This is a genomic window from Gluconobacter cerinus, from assembly GCF_025961355.1.
GTDB lineage: Bacteria > Pseudomonadota > Alphaproteobacteria > Acetobacterales > Acetobacteraceae > Gluconobacter > Gluconobacter cerinus.
In genome coordinates this window covers 2,630,151-2,650,267 of record NZ_JAOQNM010000001.1, presented here as the reverse complement: position 1 = coordinate 2,650,267, position 20,117 = coordinate 2,630,151, and the positions used below count along the sequence as shown (strand labels likewise).

16 protein-coding genes are annotated in these 20,117 nt (G+C 56.4%); 11 read left to right on the top strand and 5 right to left on the bottom strand.

Annotated features, from left to right (window positions below):
- Window positions 1-144: 144 nt before the first annotated feature.
- Both M2305_RS12370 and msrA read left to right on the top strand, forming a co-directional pair.
- Entirely contained in the window at window positions 145-2,076 is a 1,932-nt protein-coding gene (locus tag M2305_RS12370; RefSeq protein ID WP_264649498.1) for a CocE/NonD family hydrolase, read from the top strand.
- 50 nt (window positions 2,077-2,126) lie between these two features.
- Window positions 2,127-2,669 (top strand): peptide-methionine (S)-S-oxide reductase MsrA, encoded by a 543-nt coding sequence (msrA, locus tag M2305_RS12365; protein ID WP_264649497.1) that lies wholly within the window; start codon window positions 2,127-2,129, stop codon window positions 2,667-2,669.
- 37 nt (window positions 2,670-2,706) lie between these two features.
- Here the strand turns inward: msrA and M2305_RS12360 are convergent, their stop codons facing one another.
- The 5 genes from M2305_RS12360 to M2305_RS12340 form a co-directional block, all read right to left on the bottom strand.
- Complete coding sequence (locus M2305_RS12360) at window positions 2,707-4,020, bottom strand: ABC transporter ATP-binding protein (protein WP_264649496.1); 1,314 nt, start codon at window positions 4,018-4,020, stop codon at window positions 2,707-2,709.
- Window positions 4,017-5,663 carry an ABC transporter permease subunit gene (locus M2305_RS12355; RefSeq protein WP_264649495.1) on the bottom strand — a complete coding sequence of 549 codons (1,647 nt, stop codon included), beginning with the start codon at window positions 5,661-5,663 and terminating at the stop codon, window positions 4,017-4,019. Before M2305_RS12355 ends, M2305_RS12360 begins: the two co-directional genes overlap by 4 nt.
- Window positions 5,664-5,752: 89 nt before the next feature.
- Entirely contained in the window at window positions 5,753-6,208 is a 456-nt protein-coding gene (gene dut, locus M2305_RS12350) for a dUTP diphosphatase (protein WP_046901511.1), read from the bottom strand.
- A gap of 23 nt (window positions 6,209-6,231) precedes the next feature.
- Window positions 6,232-7,422 carry a bifunctional phosphopantothenoylcysteine decarboxylase/phosphopantothenate--cysteine ligase CoaBC gene (gene coaBC, locus M2305_RS12345; RefSeq protein ID WP_264649494.1) on the bottom strand — a complete coding sequence of 397 codons (1,191 nt, stop codon included), beginning with the start codon at window positions 7,420-7,422 and terminating at the stop codon, window positions 6,232-6,234.
- A 3-nt stretch (window positions 7,423-7,425) separates the two neighbouring features.
- The gene (locus tag M2305_RS12340; RefSeq protein ID WP_064273224.1) at window positions 7,426-8,214 is read right to left on the bottom strand and encodes a class I SAM-dependent methyltransferase; all 789 of its coding nucleotides are present in this window, start codon (window positions 8,212-8,214) and stop codon (window positions 7,426-7,428) included.
- A 30-nt stretch (window positions 8,215-8,244) separates the two neighbouring features.
- On the opposite strand from M2305_RS12340, the gene mutM reads away from it, so the two are divergent.
- The 9 genes from mutM to glmS all read left to right on the top strand — a co-directional run bounded on the left by mutM (window position 8,245) and on the right by glmS (window position 20,110).
- A complete protein-coding gene (gene mutM, locus M2305_RS12335) occupies window positions 8,245-9,078 on the top strand; it encodes a bifunctional DNA-formamidopyrimidine glycosylase/DNA-(apurinic or apyrimidinic site) lyase (RefSeq protein ID WP_264649493.1) in 834 nt (277 codons plus the stop codon).
- Window positions 9,079-9,202: 124 nt separating this feature from the next.
- Entirely contained in the window at window positions 9,203-9,472 is a 270-nt protein-coding gene (gene rpsT / locus M2305_RS12330; RefSeq protein ID WP_046901507.1) for a 30S ribosomal protein S20, read from the top strand.
- A 314-nt stretch (window positions 9,473-9,786) separates the two neighbouring features.
- Entirely contained in the window at window positions 9,787-11,202 is a 1,416-nt protein-coding gene (gene dnaA, locus M2305_RS12325; protein ID WP_046901506.1) for a chromosomal replication initiator protein DnaA, read from the top strand.
- 96 nt (window positions 11,203-11,298) lie between these two features.
- A complete protein-coding gene (dnaN, locus tag M2305_RS12320; RefSeq protein ID WP_046901505.1) occupies window positions 11,299-12,423 on the top strand; it encodes a DNA polymerase III subunit beta in 1,125 nt (374 codons plus the stop codon).
- Between the two features lie 10 nt (window positions 12,424-12,433).
- Entirely contained in the window at window positions 12,434-13,537 is a 1,104-nt protein-coding gene (recF, locus tag M2305_RS12315; RefSeq protein ID WP_264649492.1) for a DNA replication/repair protein RecF, read from the top strand.
- 82 nt (window positions 13,538-13,619) lie between these two features.
- A complete protein-coding gene (gene gyrB / locus M2305_RS12310; protein ID WP_099212412.1) occupies window positions 13,620-16,064 on the top strand; it encodes a DNA topoisomerase (ATP-hydrolyzing) subunit B in 2,445 nt (814 codons plus the stop codon).
- Window positions 16,054-16,872, top strand: coding sequence for a DUF3108 domain-containing protein (locus M2305_RS12305; RefSeq protein WP_264649491.1), 819 nt, complete (start codon window positions 16,054-16,056; stop codon window positions 16,870-16,872). Before gyrB ends, M2305_RS12305 begins: the two co-directional genes overlap by 11 nt.
- 77 nt (window positions 16,873-16,949) lie before the next feature.
- Window positions 16,950-18,284, top strand: a complete 1,335-nt coding sequence (gene glmU, locus M2305_RS12300; RefSeq protein ID WP_264649490.1) for a bifunctional UDP-N-acetylglucosamine diphosphorylase/glucosamine-1-phosphate N-acetyltransferase GlmU — start codon at window positions 16,950-16,952, stop codon at window positions 18,282-18,284.
- Window positions 18,284-20,110 (top strand): glutamine--fructose-6-phosphate transaminase (isomerizing), encoded by a 1,827-nt coding sequence (gene glmS, locus M2305_RS12295; RefSeq protein ID WP_264649489.1) that lies wholly within the window; start codon window positions 18,284-18,286, stop codon window positions 20,108-20,110. Before glmU ends, glmS begins: the two co-directional genes overlap by 1 nt.
- Window positions 20,111-20,117 lie beyond the last annotated feature (7 nt).

Here is a 20,117-nt window from a genome sequence, read left to right as displayed (position 1 = left end):
ACTTTCATAACAGCAGGAGCCATGCTCCATAGCGAATCAAACAAAAAAAGACCAGCGCAGGAAAGATATGAAAAGCATTCTCTCCCGCTCTTGCTAGATGGGAACACACAAGGCCAAAATCCATCCAAAGATCAGGAGCCTTTTGTGAAACGTTATCTTCTCAGCCTTGGAACGGCTCTTTCCATTGCCTGTATCCCTGCCGCACTGGCTGCCCCGGCATCTGCTGGACCCGCCGTAACGCCAGACATGATCCAGACCGGAAACGACATTCCAGCTCATGCCGCCCTGCCAACTGATCAGCAGGATTACATCAAGCGTGACATCATGATTCCCATGCGGGACGGAGTGAAGCTCCATACCGTGATTGTCATTCCCAAGAGAGCAAAAAACGCACCAATCCTGCTCACGCGCACACCATATCATGCCAGTGAGCGCCTGAACCGAATTCCCAACGCGCCAACCATGCGTGAAATTTGCCCTCAGGGCGATGGGGTCTTCGTCGAGGAAGGATATATCCGCGTTTTCCAGGATATTCGTGGAAAGTACGGGTCTCAGGGCGACTACATCATGACCCGCCCGCCGATCGGCCCCCTCAATCCCACCAAGACAGACGATACCACCGATGCGTGGGACACGATCGACTGGCTTGTGAAAAACCTTCCGGAAAGCAACGGTCGCGTTGGCATGACGGGCTCTTCGTATGAAGGCTGGACCGTTGTGATGGCATTGCTGGACCCGCATCCAGCCCTCAAAGTGGCCGCTCCGGAAAGCCCGATGGTGGATGGCTGGATGGGTGACGACTGGTTCCATTACGGCGCGTTCCGTCAGCCTGGCCTCGACTATTTCACGATGCAGATGAGCGAAGCCGGCGAGGGGCCGACAATTCCTCGCGCAGATGCCGACGATTACACCAATTTCCTACAGGCTGGCTCAACGGGGGCATTTGCAACCAAAGCTGGGCTGAACCAGTATCCGTGGTGGAACCGCCTGAAAGCACACCCATCTTACGATGCGTTTTGGCAGGAACAGGCGCTTGACCAGATCCTTGTCCGTAAGCCTCTGAAGGTCCCGACAATCTGGGAACAGGGCCTGTGGGATCAGGAAGACATGTGGGGGGCGATCCATTCCTGGATGAACCTCAAGGCTCACCATACACAGGTCCCGAATGTTCTCGTCATGGGGCCATGGCGCCATAGTGGCGTTAATTATGACGGATCGACGCTGGGTCCACTTCACTTTGAAGGTGACACGGCCCTTTGGTACCGCTCCAACGTCATGCGTCCATTCTTCGATCATTATCTGAAGGATGGCGCTGACCCGCATCTTGATGAAGCGATTATCTACAACACGGGCGAAAACCACTGGGATCATTTCCGCAACTGGCTCGCAGAGTGTGACACGACCTGCATGATGCGTGGAGAGCGTCTGTATCTTCAGCCTGACCACGGCCTGTCATTCAAGCGGACGCTACCTGGAACGGATGCTTATATCTCTGATCCCGCGCATCCTGTTCCTTTCATGCCGCGCCCCTACAACGCAGGGGATTCCCGCTGGAAAGCATGGCTTGTTACGGACCAGCGCTTTGCGGAGAGCCGCCCGGACGTTCTGACTTACGAAACTCCCGTTCTGGACGCACCCGTCCGCGTGTCAGGCGTCCCGACCGCCGATATTTTTGCTTCCACGACCGGCACGGATGCCGACTGGGTTGTAAAAATCATCGACGTACAGCCTGGCGTTACGCCGGATCGTCCGGAAATGGGCGGGTATGAGCTTCCAGTTTCGATGGACATCTTCCGTGGGCGCTATCGCAATGATTTCGCGCACCCATCGGCCATACCCGCAGGACAGATTCAGGAATACAAGTTCACGCTGCCGGCAGTGAACCATGTTTTCCAGAAGGGCCATCGGATTCAAATCCAGATCCAGTCCAGCTGGTTCCCGCTTTATGACCGCAATCCGCAGAGCTTCGTTCAGAATATCTTTGACGCGAAAGCATCGGACTATCACTCTGCAACCCAGACCATTCATCGCGGCGGCAATGCTGCCAGCGCAATCTGGTTACCAGTGGTGAAATAAGGAAGAGGCCTCCCCATATGGGGAGGCTATCGTCTCAGGAGACTCAGTTTATGAGTGCACACTCTTCCATTCTTCTTGGTGCAGGCTGTTTCTGGTGCGTGGAAGCCGTCTATACCGGTCTGCGCGGCATTATCTCGGCAGACCCGGGATACGCAGGCGGTCATGTCGATAATCCGTCCTACGAAGCTGTTTGTACTGGGAACACCGGACATGCAGAGGTCGTGAAGGTCGTGTTTGATCCAGCGGAAATTTCTCTGGCAGATGTGCTGCGGGTCTTTTTCACGACCCATGACCCCACGCAGCTCAATCGGCAGGGAAATGATGTCGGGACGCAGTATCGCTCTGTTGTTTTCGGAGACGCCGACCAACAGCGTGTTGCCCAAGAAGTAAAGGCCGAGATCACCGAAGAGCAGATCTGGCCCGCACCGATTGTCACGTCCATTGAAGGCCCGGCGCATTTCTGGCGCGCCGAGGAAAAGCACCTCGACTATTTCGCCCGCAATCCGGAAACGGCCTATTGTGCGGCTGTTGTCGCGCCCAAAGTTGCCAAGGCGCGCAAGCTATACCGGGACCGTCTCAAGACACCGGCCTGAAGAGATTTCTGCTTCTGCTGAAGGGCAGAAGCAGATCCTATTCTTCCGTTTCCAGATGGAAGCGGTCTGACTCCTCATCATAATCGAACAGTTCAGCATACCGTGCCCAGCCGATAGCTGTTGTCAGTGTCTGCTGGGCATAATCGGGAGACATGTTCTCTTCGAGAGCTTTGCGGAAGCGATTGGCATCCACCACATGGTTCGGCCGCTCATCCAACGTGCTTCGAATGACGCGAAGAAGCGGCAGATAATGCAGGAGCGCCGTGCGCATAATATCCCTGCGGGCATCGGCGTCTCCCTCGACGAATGATCGCCCATCATCCGTGAGAAGAATGTCTCCATCTTCCAGTTCTGCAAGATCAAGCAGTTGCAGGGACTCTCCCAGTGGCAGAAGATCATCGAGCGTCATCTGCAAACGCTGACCAAGTTCCGGAAGATCAGCACGGCCGGAGAGCGGCTCTCCACTCAGAACTTCCATAAGGCCAACCAGCACTTCAATCTGAAGGTCCGGCAATACAATGGATAGAGGCGGCAACGCAGCAGCCGACACACCGACCGTAGTATCGACTTCCGAGACGATCGGCGCACGTCGTGTCATGAGGGTGTAGATCTGGTCCACGAAGCTTCGAAAATCAGCGCCCTCCCGATTTCGCGGATGGGGAAACGGAACGGAAATTTCGTGCGTCACCCGTCCTGGACTGGACGAGAAAATCAGGATCCGGTCACACATCAGCACGGCTTCTTCAATGCCATGCGTCGCGAGTATCATCGCATTGAGCGACGAGAGGCGTTTCTCGGCCCAGAGTTCAATCAGATCCGTTCTTAGATTTTCCGCACTCAGAACATCAAGGGCAGAAAAAGGCTCATCCAGCATGAGAAGAGAAGGTTGAAGCGCCAGTGCCCGTGCAAACGAGGCACGTTGGCTGAGGGCTTCAGACAACTCCTTGGGATAGGCGTTTTCGTATCCCTCAAGTCCCATGACCTCAATTGCGGAACTGGCACGCGTTTCCCGCTCAGACCGTGACAGACGCTGCGCTTCAAGCCCCAGCAGCACATTCTGTCGAAGGGTCAGCCATGGAAACATCGCGCCCGACTGAAAAACTGTCGCCACCTTTTCCAGTGGGCCAGCTACCGGCTTGCCTTCCCAATAGACCTTTCCCTCTACAGGAGGCGTTTGTCCGGACATAATCCGCAGGAGAGAAGACTTGCCAGACCCAGACCGGCCAAGAAGCCCAAGGATTTCACCAGGACGCACATCGAAACTGACCTGATCAAGCACCACAAGATCAGCATTGCTGTCCTTCTGGTAAATCTGGCGGCAGTCCTGAAGGCTAAGCAGGGAATAGATCATCGGATTGCATATTTCTGTGCGGCGTAAACCGCGAGGGGCTGAAGAACAAGACGATCAAGCAGCATGGAAAGAAGCGTAAGAAGCATAAGAATAACGATCTGTGCGCCGATTTGTCCCTGAAGCATATCGGCCAGCAGCGTCGCACCCAGTCCGCTATCAGAAGGCACGAACGCCTCAGCCACCATCACGGCATCCCAGATTGGAACAGCGGCCAAAAGCAGGCCACCACACAGATCAGGTGCAATGGCTGGTAAGATCAGGCGCTTCCACAGCAGAACGCCTTTAAGCCGCAGCCCACGTGCAACCTGCCTGAACGGCGCCGGAATAGCCTGAATGGCATCCAGTACCGTCCCGCCCGTGAGCCAATGCGCACCAAGGAACAGAAGAACAGCGGTGGGAACGACATCCAGCCCACGGAAGGCAGGATAAAGAAGAACGGCCGGGAAAAGCGAGCCTGCCAGAATAATCATCCTACTGACCCGAAAAATACCGGCTCCAGCATCAAAGAAAAACAGAGCCAGCGGTAACCAGAGCACGATGCAGAAGATAAGAGCCCCGCAAACATGTAGAAGCGTCAAAACACTCTCAAGCACATCATAGGGCAGACGCGCCGCCAGATGGCTCTGCGCAACGGCAACACCCAGAAAGATCAGAGAGGCCATAGGAATAAGCCAGCCAGGCACTGGCAAGGACTTCGGGGAGGAGGGTTGAACGTAACGCATCGTCCGGCCGATCCGGCAGTTACCAACCCCGCTAATGAGCGTGTGCAAGCTCACGCTAACACCGTTCAGAAGACCTGTTTCTCTCCAGAACTGAAGCATCCAGGAGTGGGTACGCTTCTTTTGTGGCTGAGGACCATCCAGCCTGTACCGCTGCGCCCATCCGGTCATAGGCCTGATCAGACACTGGTCCATGATTACGATCAGAAGAACCGCGCAGACTCCAGCTTCCAGAAACCAGCTCAGATGATGGGTTTCAAGCGCGACTAAGGCCTGCGCCCCACACCCTCCGACGTCACGCCGCATCAGAAGGGTCATGAGCCCCTCTACACATAGCAGGCGAAACCATAACCCCGGAATGGCCTGCACAGCACGGAACGTCACCAGTGGGATGGCCACCGGAACCTGCAACCGCCAAAAGTGCTGCCAGCCCGTCATACGCAGGCCTGTGGCGACTTCTTCAAGCTCGGCTGGAAGCGTGTCCTGGGCATCAAGAAGAGCCGTTAGAACACGCCAGATCATATTGAAGGCCGCTGCCGCTACAATCACGACAAGGGGAGGGAAGAACAGAAGTAAGAGCCCCGTCAGGCCAAGCCCCGGAACAGCGCGTGCAACAGAGAGTGCAGGCACCAGAATACTGCGAAACCGTGGAAACTGCCGCGCCGTACCTGCCAACACGAGCGACACCACAACGACTGTCGCCAGAGCCAGCACCGCGTGGAAAACAGTCCAGACGACTTCCTGCCAGATCGGGAATGCCGGCTTGAGTGGCAAGGGCAGGGTGCCTGGCACCCAGACTGCGCTCTTCAGAAAGAAAAGGCACAGACCCGTCATGGCAAACAGAATTGATAACTCTACGCCACTCATACGCTGTCGCCAGCGATGCATGACGCGAATGGGCATGGCCAGCGGGCTGCCCGTCATGATGACTGTCGTCCTCCCGGTTTCATGATGACCGAGAGTAAGGAAGGTTCTTCCGGAGGCTCAAGTGTTTTCTGCATGTCCCAAGCGTCTCAGTGGCCTGTGCTGCCAAAACCGCGTGCCCCGCGATCCGTTTCATCGAGAGAAGAAACTTCCTGCCACTTCAAACGGGAAACCGGTGCCAAAACCCCCTGAGCAATGCGGGTGCCACGCTCTACCGTGAAGGGCTCACTCCCGGCATTCATGACAATAATGCCAATTTCCCCACGATAATCTTCATCAATCGTGCCAGGAGAATTCGGGAGTGTAATGCCGTGCTTCAGGGCCAGGCCAGACCGAGGGCGGATCTGAAGTTCGTAGGCAGAGGGCAGGGCAATGCATAGCCCTGTGGGAACAAGTGCACGGCCACCCGGTGCGATAACAATGGGTTCTGCAATTGCAGCAACAAAGTCGAAACCAGCAGCGCCAGAGGTGGCGTAAGCTGGCAGAGGCAGCCCCTCGGAATGAGGAAGGCGTGTAATCCGTACATCAATAAGATCGGTCATCATGGGGCCTTTCTTATCTTGGATTTTCAGGGGATTGAAGAGACGAAGACGTCAGAAATCCGCTGTACCAGTTTCCCGGCAACCTGAGACTTGTCCATTTCAGGCCAGGTTTCGATGCCCGTCTCAGTGATCAGGCTGACCAAATTTCTGTCTGCTCCAAAGACACCGCGACGCACATCGTTGGCCACCAGCCAGTCACATCCCTTGCGCTGACGCTTGGCCACAGCATTGTCCAGCACGTCATCAGTCTCAGCGGCGAAGCCGACGATCAGTTTCGGCCGATTTGCCAGTCGACAGAGAGTTGCAAGGATATCCGGGTTTTCCACCAGTTCGAGAACAGGCGGCCCCTCACTGGTCTTCTTGATTTTACCCTGAGCCGCTGCCTTTGCGCGCCAGTCACTGACCGCGGCGGTGCAAACGGCAATTTCGGCAGGAAGCGCGGCTTCACATGCCCCTAACATCTCACGTGCCGTCTGAACCTTTACACAGACGACACCTGCCGGGACAGGCAGAGTAACCGGACCACTGACAAGTGTTACTTTTGCGCCTCGCGCAGCAAGAGCGGCGGCAATCGCATAGCCCTGCTTGCCAGAAGAGTGATTGGAGAGAAACCTGACAGGATCCAGAGATTCAACTGTTGGCCCCGCCGTAACAAGAGCATGTCTGCCGGCCAAAGAATGATCGGAGGCCAGCGCCTCCAGGATTACGTCCCGAATGACGTCAGGTTGGCTCAGACGCCCCGGACCAAACTCCCCGCACGCCATACTGCCTTCATCGGGGCCTACGACGCGCACGCCACGTTCTTTCAGAAGGGCGAGATTGGCCTGTGTCGCGGGATGCTCCCACATGCGCACATTCATGGCAGGCGCCAGCAGTATAGGGGTCGTGGTGGCTAAAAGGAGCGTCGTGGCCAGATCATCGGCCATCCCATGCGCCATACGGGCCATGAGATTGGCTGTAGCCGGACAGACCACAACAAGATCTGCGCTGCGTGCCAGAGAGATATGCCCAATCTCGCTCTCCTGCGTGGGAGCAAAGAGCGCATCATGCACCTGCTCCCCGGACAGAGCCTCAAGGCTAAGAGGCGTTATGAATGCTTTTGCCGCGTCCGTCATAACCGGTGTCACGGAAACATTGTCTGCTTTTAGCAGGCGCACCAGCTCCAGCGCCCGATAAGCAGCAATTCCTCCGCCAACAATCAGCAGAACGCGGCGCATCAATTACAGACGCCAACCGGAGTGAATGGCAGCAATACCGCCAGACAGGTTGCGATACTGAACACGCTCCAAACCTGCATTCCGCATCATCTGAGCAAGTGTTTCCTGGTCCGGGAACATACGGATGCTCTCAGCAAGATACTGGTAGCTCTCAGCGTCCTTGGCGATCAACTGCCCCATCTTCGGGAGAACCTTGAAAGACCACGTATCATAGACAGGCGAGAGAGCCGCAATTTCGACACGAGAGAATTCAAGACAGAAGAAGCGTCCACCCGGCTTCAGAACACGACGCGCTTCACGAAGCACTGCATCCTTGTCCGTACAGTTCCGCAGACCAAAAGCAATGGTCACGCGATCAACAGAACAGTCGGGTAGGGGAATCGCTTCGGCGTCGACAACGCACACTTCAATCTGGCCAATCAGACCAGCCTTGATTGCGCGATCACGCCCGACGGACAACATCGCCGAGTTAATGTCAGAGAGAATGGCCGGGCCACCGCCCGCACGCAGCCAGCCGAATGTGATGTCACCTGTACCGCCAGCCAGATCCAGCAGCTTCATGTTCGGACGGGCACCAAGCATGCCCACGAAAATCCGCTTCCAGACGCGATGGATCCCCAGAGACATGACATCATTCATGATGTCATATTTGCCAGCGACGCTCTCGAACACCTCCCTGACCATGGTCTTCTTCTGGTTCCGCGGGACATTGCGGTAACCAAAATCCGTGGTGTCTCCGGTCTGCTCGGAAGACGGGAAGGGCGGGACGTTATGTTCAGCGCTATCGGTCATGGGGCAATCGATATATCTTTGTGACCAGTCATGCCAGAGCTTCCAGAAGTCGAAACCGTCATGCGTGGGTTCCAGGATGCCTTTCAGGGGCAGAGGATCCGTCACGTTACTGTCAACCGCCCTGACCTGAGGTGGCCATTTCCCTTGGATCTCCGGGAGAGGCTTGAAGGGCAGACCGTGCTCTCCTTTCATCGTCGCGCCAAGTATATCCTGATGCGCGTCGAGAACGGATGGAGCATGATGCTGCATCTGGGAATGTCCGGCAGACTGCTCCTTGGGCAGTCAGGCATGAATACGAATCCGCCAAAACATGAGCACCTTGTCCTGCAGACGGAAAACGGGGCACGCGCTGGCCTCGTTGACCCACGCAGGTTCGGCATGGTGGATGTGGTTCCCACACATCAGGAAAACACACATCGCCTTCTGAGCGGCCTGGGAATCGAGCCCTTATCCGCGAATATGACTGGCACATATCTTTATACGGTCATGCAGGGTCGCCGCACGCCGATCAAAACAGCGCTTCTGGACCAGAAGCTGATTGTGGGCCTTGGCAATATCTATGTGTGTGAGGCGCTGTTCCGGAGCCATATCCATCCCGCACGCGCTGCCACAACGCTGACAGAGACAGAAGCCGACAGTCTTGCAAATGCCATTCGAACTGTTCTGGAAGAGGCCATCGCGTCAGGAGGCTCCTCTTTAAGAGACTACGTTCAGGCTGACGGGACGAAAGGGGGATTTCAGGATCTCCACCTTGTTTATGGGCGGGAAGGCGAGGTATGCCGCCAATGTGGGGCAGGCTCCACCATTTCACGCATCACCCAGGCGGGGCGCTCGACATTTTTCTGTGCAAACTGCCAGAAATAGTGGCCTCCGCCCCATTGGTGGCAGTGTGTATAAAATGTGTAAAACGCTTGACGCCGCCGCTCATGACGGGTAGAGGGCGCCAATCATTTTCCGCGACAAGACCGCTAACTGAACCGAAAGATCCATGGCAAATACAGCTTCTGCCCGTAAGCGCATCCGTCAAAACGAACGTCGCCGCGAGCGCAACGTCGCCCGCATGTCCCGTATGCGTACCTTCATCAAGAAGGTCGAACAGGCCATCCAGTCCGGTGACAAGACGGCTGCTGCCGAAGCATACAAGGTTGCACAGCCTGAAATGCAGCGCGCTGCCGGTAAGGGTGTCGTTGCAAAGAACACGATCAGCCGCAAGCTGTCCCGTCTTTCTGCCCGCATCAAGTCTCTCGCCACGGCCTGAGACCCTTTGCAGGGTTTGAACTGAAGAACGCGCTCTCTCACGGGAGCGCGTTCTTTTTTGACTATATGGCAACACCCCTCTGCAGCACTTCTGAACCTTTCGTGTTCCAGCTTGCTTCGGTCTGACCAGACGCCTATCCTGTCAGATCAAGTCAGTGCCAGAGGCTCTGTTTTCTCCGGGAAGCGTCAGCTTTTTCTGAAGCGCCATGCAGCTTGTGTGGTCACTTCCCGTTGAGGACGTATTCACCCTGCGCGCAGGGAATCAAGACAGACGCCCCGCAAGTCCCGGGGCCGAAATGAAAGGGGGTACCATAGGTGGAAAACGCTCAGTATCTGGACGCCAGCGCCTCCGCCCCCGGCTCGTCGAGCCCGCTGGAAACTTCCTGGCACAGGGTTCGCGAGAAGCTGAAGGGCGAGGTCGGTGAAGTCGAATACCGCACCTGGCTTCGTCAGATCGTTCTTGGCCCACTGGAGGATGGTGAACTCATCCTTTATCTGCCGACGCGCTTTCTGAGAGACTGGGTTCGCAGCCAATACGAAGAGCGTCTCCAGACCTTGTGGCGTACCGAACGACAGGACGTGCAGGGCATTGAACTGCAGGTCAAGCGTGGCCTACCTGAAGTCCTTCCATCAGTTGAGACGGACGGTGACAGCGTCATCGAGGAAGTGACAGCGCAGGTTGCCACCAGTCATGAGGTTCGCAGCGATCTTGCTGTTCCGCTGGACCCACGCTTTTCTTTCGATACGTTCATCGTCGGCAAGCCAAATGAGTTTGCCTATGCCTGCGCGCGTCGTGTGGCCGAAAAGCCATCCAGCCCCGGTTTTAATCCGCTCTTCCTGTATGGTGGCGTCGGCCTCGGCAAAACGCATCTTATGCATGCCATTGGGTCTGAACTGACGAAGACGGGCAATGTCTCGGTTGCCTATATGTCAGCTGAGAAGTTCATGTATCGCTTCATCGCGGCGATCCGCTCGCAGTCCACCATGGAGTTCAAGGAACAGCTTCGTTCCGTGGACGTCCTGATGATCGACGATCTTCAGTTCCTGATCGGCAAGGATAATACGCAGGAAGAGTTCTTCCATACGTTCAACGCCCTTGTTGATGCCGGACGTCAGATCATTGTCAGCGCCGATAAAAGCCCATCCGATCTGTCGGGGCTCGAAGACCGCCTGAGAACGCGGCTCGGCTGCGGCATGGTCGCAGATATTCATGCCACCACCTTTGAATTGCGTATTTCCATTCTGGAAGCCAAGGCGAAAGCCTCAGGCACGCATGTTCCGTCAAAGGTGCTTGAGTATCTTGCCCACAAGATCACATCGAACGTTCGTGAGCTTGAAGGCGCACTGAATCGCCTTGTCGCACACGCCGATCTGGTTGGGCGCCCTGTCACACTGGATACGACGCAGGATGTCCTCAAGGACATGCTGAAAGCGCATGATCGTCGCGTCACAATCGAGGAAATCCAGCGCAAGGTTGCCGAGCACTGGAATATCCGCCTGACGGACATGTCTTCTGCGCGCCGTGCACGTGCTGTTGCTCGCCCACGGCAGGTGGCAATGTTTCTCGCAAAGCAGCTGACAAGCCGCTCTCTTCCCGAGATCGGACGCAAGTTTGGCAATCGTGATCACACAACCGTCATGCATGCGGTCAATCGCGTTGGTGAACTGATGGAGCAGGATCCATCCTTTGCAGAAGACGTCGAACTTCTGCGCCGGATGCTCGAAGGTTAAGGAAGACGACAAGTCGCCTTCGGTGCCTTTCACCGAAGGCGGCTGTCTGCTAAGAAACGGCAAAACTTAAAGATTGCCGACCCAGGGAAAAAAACGATGAAATTCAAGGTTGACCGCACCCTGCTGCAACGGGCCCTGGCGCATATTCATGGCGTTGCAGAAAAGCGGAACACCATTCCCATTCTGGCGAATGTTCTCTTGTCCTATGAAGGCGATGTGCTTCGCCTCACGGCCACGGATATGGAAATTGCGGTCGTCGAAGACGTTCCGGCAGCAGGTGAGCGTCTGGGTTCCACCACAGTCCCCGCAGCCGTACTTTTCGAAATTGTGCGCAAGCTGCCAGACGGCGTGGAAATCGAGTTCGATCATCCGGAAAGCGACGCCCCCCTCGCATTGCGTGCGGGCCGTTACGCGACGAGCCTCAACGTTCTTCCAGTTGATGACTTCCCAGCCATGGTTGCTGGCGATCTCCCGCACCGCTTCCGCATTCCTGCAGGAACGCTACGTGGCCTGATCGACCGGACGAAATTCGCGATTTCCAACGAAGAAACGCGTTATTACCTGAACGGCATCTATCTGCACGTTACGGAAAGCGGCGCCATCCCGATGCTCCGTGCCGTCGCAACGGATGGACATCGCCTTGCGCGCGTCGAGACCGAGCTTCCGGAAGGCGCACGTGGCATGCCGGGCGTTATTATCCCGCGCAAGACCGTTGCTGAACTTCGCAAGCTACTGGACGAGGGCGCTGCGGATCTGGAGGTTTCCCTTTCAGATACACGTATTCAGTTTCAGGCTGGCCCTGTCCTGCTGACGTCCAAGCTGATTGACGGCACGTTCCCGGAATATGAGCGCGTGATTCCTAAGGGCAATGACCGCATCCTGCGCATCACGAAGAAGGATTTCGCTGCTGCGGTAGGTCGCGTTGCTGCCATCAGCCAAGAGCGCTCCCGCCCAGTCAAGCTCTCTGTCACGCACAACATGCTGACATTGTCGGCCATCAGTCCCGATCAGGGCGTGGCACAGGAAGAGTTGGACGACAGCACGGTCACGTATGACGCGCCTCCGATCGAAATTGGCTTTCAGGCACGGTACCTGACGGACATTACGGATCAGATCGATGTTGAAGTGGAATTTGCGTTTGCAGACAGCTCAGCTCCGACACTGGTTCGTGACACAGCATCACCTTCTGCATTGTATGTTCTGATGCCGATGCGGGTCTGATCGGTCCGCATTGAGACTAACGCGCCTTGCCCTGACGGATTTCCGGAATTACCGGCATTCCGTTTGGAAGCCTGAGACAAATATCTCCGTTCTGACCGGCCAGAATGGCTCCGGAAAGACCAATCTTCTGGAAGCCGTTTCCCTTCTGGCTCCTGGACGAGGCCTGCGAGGCGCGCCCCTTCAAGCGCTATGCCGCACAGATGCCGATCACTGGGGCGTCGCTGCAACGCTTTCTCACGGGATCGACCAGACTATTCTCGGGACTGGAGCCAACCTCTCCGAGAACGGCCGGCGTTCATTTCAGCTTGATGGTTCTTCCGTTCGGTCTCAGGCAGAAATTGCTCAAATCTTCTCCTGCGTCTGGCTAACGCCACAGATGGATCGGATTTTTCTTGAAGGTGCGGGCGGCAGGCGGCGCTTCCTTGACCGTCTGGTCATGGCGCTTTCTCCGGATCATGCCCGGCAAATGACAGCTCATGAGCGATCAGTTTCCAGTCGTAACCGCTTGCTGTCAGAAAGACCGGACGAGGGGCTCTGGCTCACGTCGCTGGAAGATTCCATTGCCCGCCATGCGGTCGCCGCATCAGCCGCTCGGCTGGCGCTTGTGGAAAGCATGAACACTCACCCCTTCGACAGTTCCAATTTTCCAAAAAGCCGCCTGCATCTTGACTGCGCCATTACGCAACAACTGATGATCAGCCCGGCTTTGCAGGTGGAAGACTGGTTGCGGGCAAAGTTAAAGGACAGTCGGCGGGAAGATCGCCTTAAAGGCAGTACATCTTTGGGTGCCCATAAGGCGGATTTTCTTCTTTTTGATCACACCACAGGACGGTCTGCCGAACTCTCAAGCAGCGGGCAGCAAAAAGCCATGCTTTTGGGGGTCGTTCTGTGTCATGCTGCATTGATCGAACAGAGCAGGGGCGATGCACCTGCCATTTTGCTGGATGAGCCACTTCTTCATCTGGATGAACCCAGACGGAACGCGCTTCTGTCCAGTCTAAGCAAGCTGAAAACGCCAGTTCTCCTGACCGGAACAGACCCTGATCCGTTTTCAAGCCTGATTGAAAAAGCGGGCTTTTTCAGCGTTCAGGATGGCCATATCCAGCCCGCATGATGTGTGCGCTCTGGCCTCACGGCCTGTGACACGCTATAGTCATACAACAGTTTTTCAGAGTTCCACGGAGACCGCCTCGCGCATGTCAGAGACCCAGAACCAGCCGGAGATTCCAGGCGCAGACGGTGACGATTACGGCGCCTCCTCGATCTCGGTACTGAAGGGACTGGACGCTGTCCGCAAACGCCCCGGCATGTATATCGGTGACACGGATGATGGCTCCGGCCTGCACCACATGGTGTTCGAAATCATCGATAATGCCGTTGACGAAGCCCAGGCCGGACACGCCACCCGCTGCATCCTGACACTCAACGGAGACGGCTCCGTTTCCGTCCGTGATGATGGCCGCGGCATCCCAACAGACATGCACGCGGAAGAGGGCATCAGCGCCGCTGAAGTCGTGCTGACCAAGCTGCATGCTGGCGGCAAATTCAACCAGAATTCCTATAAGGTTTCCGGCGGCCTGCATGGCGTGGGCGCAGCTGTGGTGAATGCTCTGTCCGAATGGATGGAAGTTCGCATCTGGCGGAATGGTCTGGAGCATAAGATCCGCTTCCAGCACGGTGAACGCGATGAAGCCCTGACGGTTGTAGGGCCGTCAGACGAGCCACGCGGCACATTAGTGACGTTCAAGCCAAGCAAGCAGACCTTTACGAGGGTCGATTTCGAGCTTTCCATTCTGGAACGCCGCGTTCGCGAACTCGCATTCCTAAATTCCGGGCTAGAAATCATCCTGCGCGATGAGCGTCACGCTGAAAGCAAGGAACTTCGGTTCTTCTACGAAGGCGGCCTGAGTGCTTTCGCGGAATGGCTTGACGCTTCCAAGACGTCCATTGTTAATCCGCCGATCACCGGCCTCATTGATCATACTGAAAGCGGTATCCGCGTCGAGTTCGCTCTGACGTGGAACGACAGCTATCACGAGACAATGCTGTGCTTTACCAACAACATTCCGCAGAGAGACGGCGGCACGCATCTGGCTGGGTTCCGTCAGGCACTGACGCGTGTTGTTGGCAAATATGCAGAAAGTGTTGCCAAGCGTGAAGCAGGCTCACTGACGGGTGAGGACATGCGTGAAGGCATGACCGCCATCCTGTCCGTCAAGGTTCCGGACCCGAAGTTTTCGTCCCAGACGAAGGACAAGCTGGTGTCGTCCGAGGTTCAGCCGGTCGTTCATGCCACGGCAGCTGACTCGATTTCGCATTGGTTTGAGACGCACCCCAAGGAAGCCAAGGCGATTGTCGCCAAGATCATTGACGCAGCCAGCGCCCGTGAGGCTGCCCGTCGTGCGCGTGAACTGACGCGCCGTAAGGGTGTGCTCGATGTTTCTTCGCTGCCTGGCAAGCTGGCTGACTGTCAGGAGCGTGATGCGTCTAAAGCAGAAATCTTCATCGTTGAGGGTGACTCTGCAGGTGGCACAGCCAAGCAGGGGCGTGACCGCCGCTTCCAGGCCATCCTACCGCTTCGCGGCAAGATCCTGAACGTTGAACGCGCCCGTTTCGACAGAATGCTTGGGTCTGCGGAAATTGGTACACTTATCACGGCGCTCGGTACGGGCATTGGTCGAGGTGAAGTCGATCAGGGTGGCTTCTCGGCTGCCAAACTGCGCTACCACAAGATCGTCATCATGACAGACGCCGACGTGGACGGTTCCCACATTCGGACGCTGCTTCTGACGTTCTTCTTCCGCCAGATGCCAGAGCTGATTGAACACGGGTATCTTTACATCGCCCAGCCGCCACTCTATCGGGCCAAGCGTGGCCAGGAAGAACGCTACCTGAAGGATGATGCTGCGCTGGAGCAGTATCTGCTCGACAAGGCCCTGGCAAATGCTTCGCTACGCTTCGGTGATGGCCTTGAGCTCACGGGAGAAGAGCTTCGTGAAGAAGTCCGCTTCCTGATTGCAGCGGCACAGAACCTGAAAAATATCGCAACAAAAATCCCTGTGTGGATTTTGGAGCAGGCGGCTGTATCCCGCGTGCTTGATATCGATCCAGCAGCGATCAGCGACCGTATTCCAGAGTTCCAGCGCCACCTGGAAGAAGCGTCACCTGCCAATGAACGTGGCTGGAAAGTTTCACTGTCCAGCACGGGAATTGAGTGTGCCCGCTCTGTACGTGGCGTCAGCGAGATCTACCGTCTGGAGCAGAGCATTCTGAAATCTGCTGAAGCACGCTGGCTTGCTTCGGAAGGCGAGCGTCTGGCACGTGACTTCATGACGCCAGCCATACTTCGTCTGGACACGCAAGAATTTCCGCTGTTTGGCCCGTCCAACGTCATGGACCGGATTTTTGCTCAGGGTCGTCGTGGCCTGACAATCAACCGGTTCAAGGGCCTTGGCGAAATGAATGATGAACAGCTCTGGCACACCACACTTGATCCTTCGACCCGTACCCTGCTGCAGGTTAAGGTTGGCGATGTGGAAGAGGCTGGCCAGGTATTCTCCACACTGATGGGCGATGTGGTTGAGCCGCGCCGAGACTTCATCGTGGGTAATGCCCTCAAGGTTGCCAACCTTGACGTTTAAGGGCCTTCGCGCGCTGGCCGCAGCAGGAGTGCTGCTGGCTGGCTTCGCGCCTACAGCTCATGCGGCCGGACAGGTCAACACAACGTTCGCCATTTATATGCGCGGACTTCATGTGCTTGATGCAGATGCCTCATATCAGATCGAACCCTGGGGCTACGGCGGAACGACGCATATCAGACCGGCCGGTCTGATCAGCTGGTTCGTGACGATGGACATTCATTCCCGCGTCGAGGGCGACTTCGTTCCGGGCGGGAACGTCAAACCCATCCGTTATGATAGCGGAGGGCTATCCCGGGGCCAGCATCGGCGTGTCCTGCTAACCTACAATGGCAACACACCGCATGTAGACATTCTGGAGCCTGCTGAGACAGACCGCGATCCCATTCCGGACAGCGATCTCCCCCATACCATTGATACGCTCAGTGGAATGGCGCGACTTCTTGAAACCCTGACCCAAACGAAAAGCTGTGAGGGATCTGGCGTTATTTTTGACGGGCTTCGTCTGACAAAAATGACGGTGCATGGTCCCGTTACATCTGACATTCCTCAAAGTCATAAGCAGGCCTATTCCGGTCCAGCGCTTCGCTGCGACTTTGTCGGGCAACAGATTGCAGGCTTTGTAAAAGGCTCTCCAAATCGCTCGAAAATGGCTGCGCCACAGCCCGGGTCAGCCTGGTTCAAAGAGATTGATGGTGTTGGACTTGTCCCAGTGCGGATCGAATTCAATCATCCCAAGCTTGGGCACGTCACTGTTGTCATGCAACAGCCACTTCCACCGTCAAAATCCACAGCTGTCCTTTCGCAATAAATGGCAATCGGAAGTGATGGAGCCTAACTCAACCATCGTTTGACGGATTGGCGTGGTTTGGATACCCGGAACGGAACATGACCAATACCGCACGCCACACCACAGCCATCATCCTTGCAGCGGGCCTCGGCACGCGGATGAAATCACGTCTTCCCAAGGCTTTGCATCGCCTCGGAAACCGCCCGATGATCACACATCTCATCGATACGGCCCGAGAAATCTTTGACGACGTCGTTGTCGTCGTCGGACCGGATATGCCTGAACTGGAAAAAGCCGTTCAGCCATACCGAACAGTCGTTCAGACCGAACGTCTGGGCACCGCACACGCGACCAATACTGCAAAAGACCTGTTCGGAGACGACGACATCGCAGTTCTCTACGCAGACAACCCGCTGATCACAGCCGATACAATGCGTCGTCTGACGGTAGCCCGGCAAGACGGGGCGAGCCTCGCACTTCTTGGGATGCGCCCGGCCAATCCAGGTCGTTATGGACGCATTGTTGAAGAGCAGGGCCGTGTCAGCCGAATTGTAGAATACAAAGACGCAAACGAGCAGGAACGTGAAATCACACTCTGCAATGCAGGCGTCATGTGCGCAGGTGCCGCAGATTTCCGGAGGTGGCTGGCCGCTGTTGGCAACGACAATGCGCAGGGTGAGTATTATCTGACCGATGTTGTCGCAATGGCCGCTTCGGAAGGGCGCGTCCAGTGCGTGGAAGCGCCCGAGACTGAATTGGCTGGCGTCAATTCACGTGTAGAGCTTGCCCAGGCAGAAGCCACGCTTCAGCAGCGTCTGCGCATTTCTGCGATGGAAGGCGGCGTCACACTTGTCTCTCCAGAAACTACATTCTTCAGCACCGACACCTGCCTGGAGCCGGATGTCGTCGTTGAACCGAACGTCTTTTTTGGCCCAGGCGTCACGGTTCGCAGCGGTGCCCTGATCCGTGCATTCTCTCATCTTGAAGGCTGCACCGTGGGCGAGGGCGCCATGATCGGCCCCTATGCGCGACTAAGACCCGGAACAATCTGCGCTGCTGACACCCATGTCGGTAATTTCGTGGAACTGAAAAATGTCGATCTTGGCCCTGGCGCGAAAGCTAATCACCTGACCTATCTGGGTGACGCCTCCGTCGGTGCACAAACCAATGTCGGAGCAGGGACCGTCACCTGCAATTACGATGGATACTTCAAGCATCGCACGACAATCGGCGCCCGCAATTTTATCGGCTCTGATGCCATTCTGGTGGCTCCCGTTACAATTGGCGATGACGCGTTGATCGCCGCGGGTAGCACCATCACGGAAGACGTCCCGGCCGGTGCACTCGCTTTCGGGCGCGCTCGCCAGACAATCAAGCCAGACCGCGGACTTGAAATCAAACAGACCCTTAAAGCCAAAAAGGAGCAGGGCTGATGTGTGGAATTTGTGGCGTTGTAGGCCATCGTCCAGCCACCCCGATCGTCTTCGAGGCTCTCCGCAGGCTTGAATACCGCGGATATGACTCCGCAGGCATCGCCACGCTTACAGCCGACGGCACGATTGATCGCCGACGCGCTGCTGGCAAACTTGATAATCTTGAGGCTGTTCTAAAGGCTGATCCGCTGACCGGCACCACTGGCATCGGTCATACGCGTTGGGCCACGCATGGCGCACCGACAGAAGCCAATGCCCATCCCCATGCGGCAGGCCGGGTTGCCATCGTGCATAACGGCATCATCGAAAACTTTGCGACACTGAAGGCCGAGCTTGAAAGTGAAGGCCGGATTTTCCTGTCCGACACGGATTCAGAAACAGTTGCCCATCTCGTCGATTTCTACCTTGATCAGGGCAAAACACCGCGTGATGCCGCTTTCGCGGCCATTAAGCGTCTTGAAGGCGCTTATGCCATTGCCATCATTTTTCAGGGTCATGATGGTCTGCTCATCGGCGCACGCCACGGTGCGCCTCTCGCTGTAGGTTACGGCGACGGCGAGATGTTCCTTGGCTCCGACAGCCTCGCCCTGGCACCTCTGGCAAGCCGCATCACCTATCTGGATGATGGAGACTGGTGCGAACTGACGCCCGGCAATGTCATCATCTTCAACGGGGACGGTCAGGAAGTCAGCCGTCCAATCCAGAACATTGCGTTCATGGCGGGGCAGGTCGGCAAGGATGGCTATCGCCATTATATGGAGAAGGAACTGCACGAGCATCCGGTCGCCATCGGCCAGACGCTTCAGCGCATTACGGACCCAGCGTCCAAGACAATTGCCCTGCCGAAAATGCCGTTCGATCCGGCACAGGTGCCCCGCGTCACGATTACAGCCTGTGGGTCTGCTTTCTATGCGGGCATGGTCGGGCGCTACTGGCTTGAATCACTCGCTCGCGTTCCGGTGGAAATCGATGTGGCGTCTGAAATGCGCTATCGCGATGCACCGCAACCAGACAAGGGCGTGGCACTGCTGATTTCCCAGTCTGGCGAGACGGCAGATACACTTGGTGTCCTGCGCAGCCTCAAGAAGGCAGGACAGAGCATTGTGTCGGTCCTGAATGTCGAGCATTCGACAATGGGCCGCGAAAGTGATCTCGTCCTGGGCATGGTTGCTGGCCCAGAAATTTCTGTAGCCTCAACCAAGGCTTTTACGGCGCAACTTTCTGTTCTTGCAGCTCTTTCTATTGATTTTGCACGAGCTCGTGGAACGATCGACAAGGCACGGGAAGAAACCCTGACAGCAAGCCTGCTTGATTTACCGTCCCGGGCCGCCGAAGTGTTCACACGCGTTGAGGCCATTCAGGAAATGGCGCGCATTGTCGCGGAAGCTCGCGATGTTCTGTATCTGGGTCGCGGTATCTGCACACCGATCGCATTCGAAGGCGCCCTAAAACTTAAAGAAATCAGCTACATCCATGCCGAAGCTTATGCAGCTGGTGAACTGAAGCATGGTCCGATCAGTCTGATCGATAGAACCGTTCCGGTCGTCGCGATCGCTCCATCAACCATCCTGTTCGACAAGACGCTTTCCAATCTTCAGGAAGCCAAGGCTCGCGGCGGCCGTATTCTGGCCTTTACAGATGCCGCCGGCGCCAAGCGTCTGGAAGGTGTTGCGGAGCATGTTGTCATCCTGCCGGACGTTGATGCGTTCGTTGCCCCCATCCTCTATGCTATCCCAGTCCAGATTCTGGCGTATGAAGTCGCTCTTCTGAAGGGTACGGACGTCGACCAGCCTCGCAATCTGGCGAAATCTGTCACGGTGGAATAAGGACATT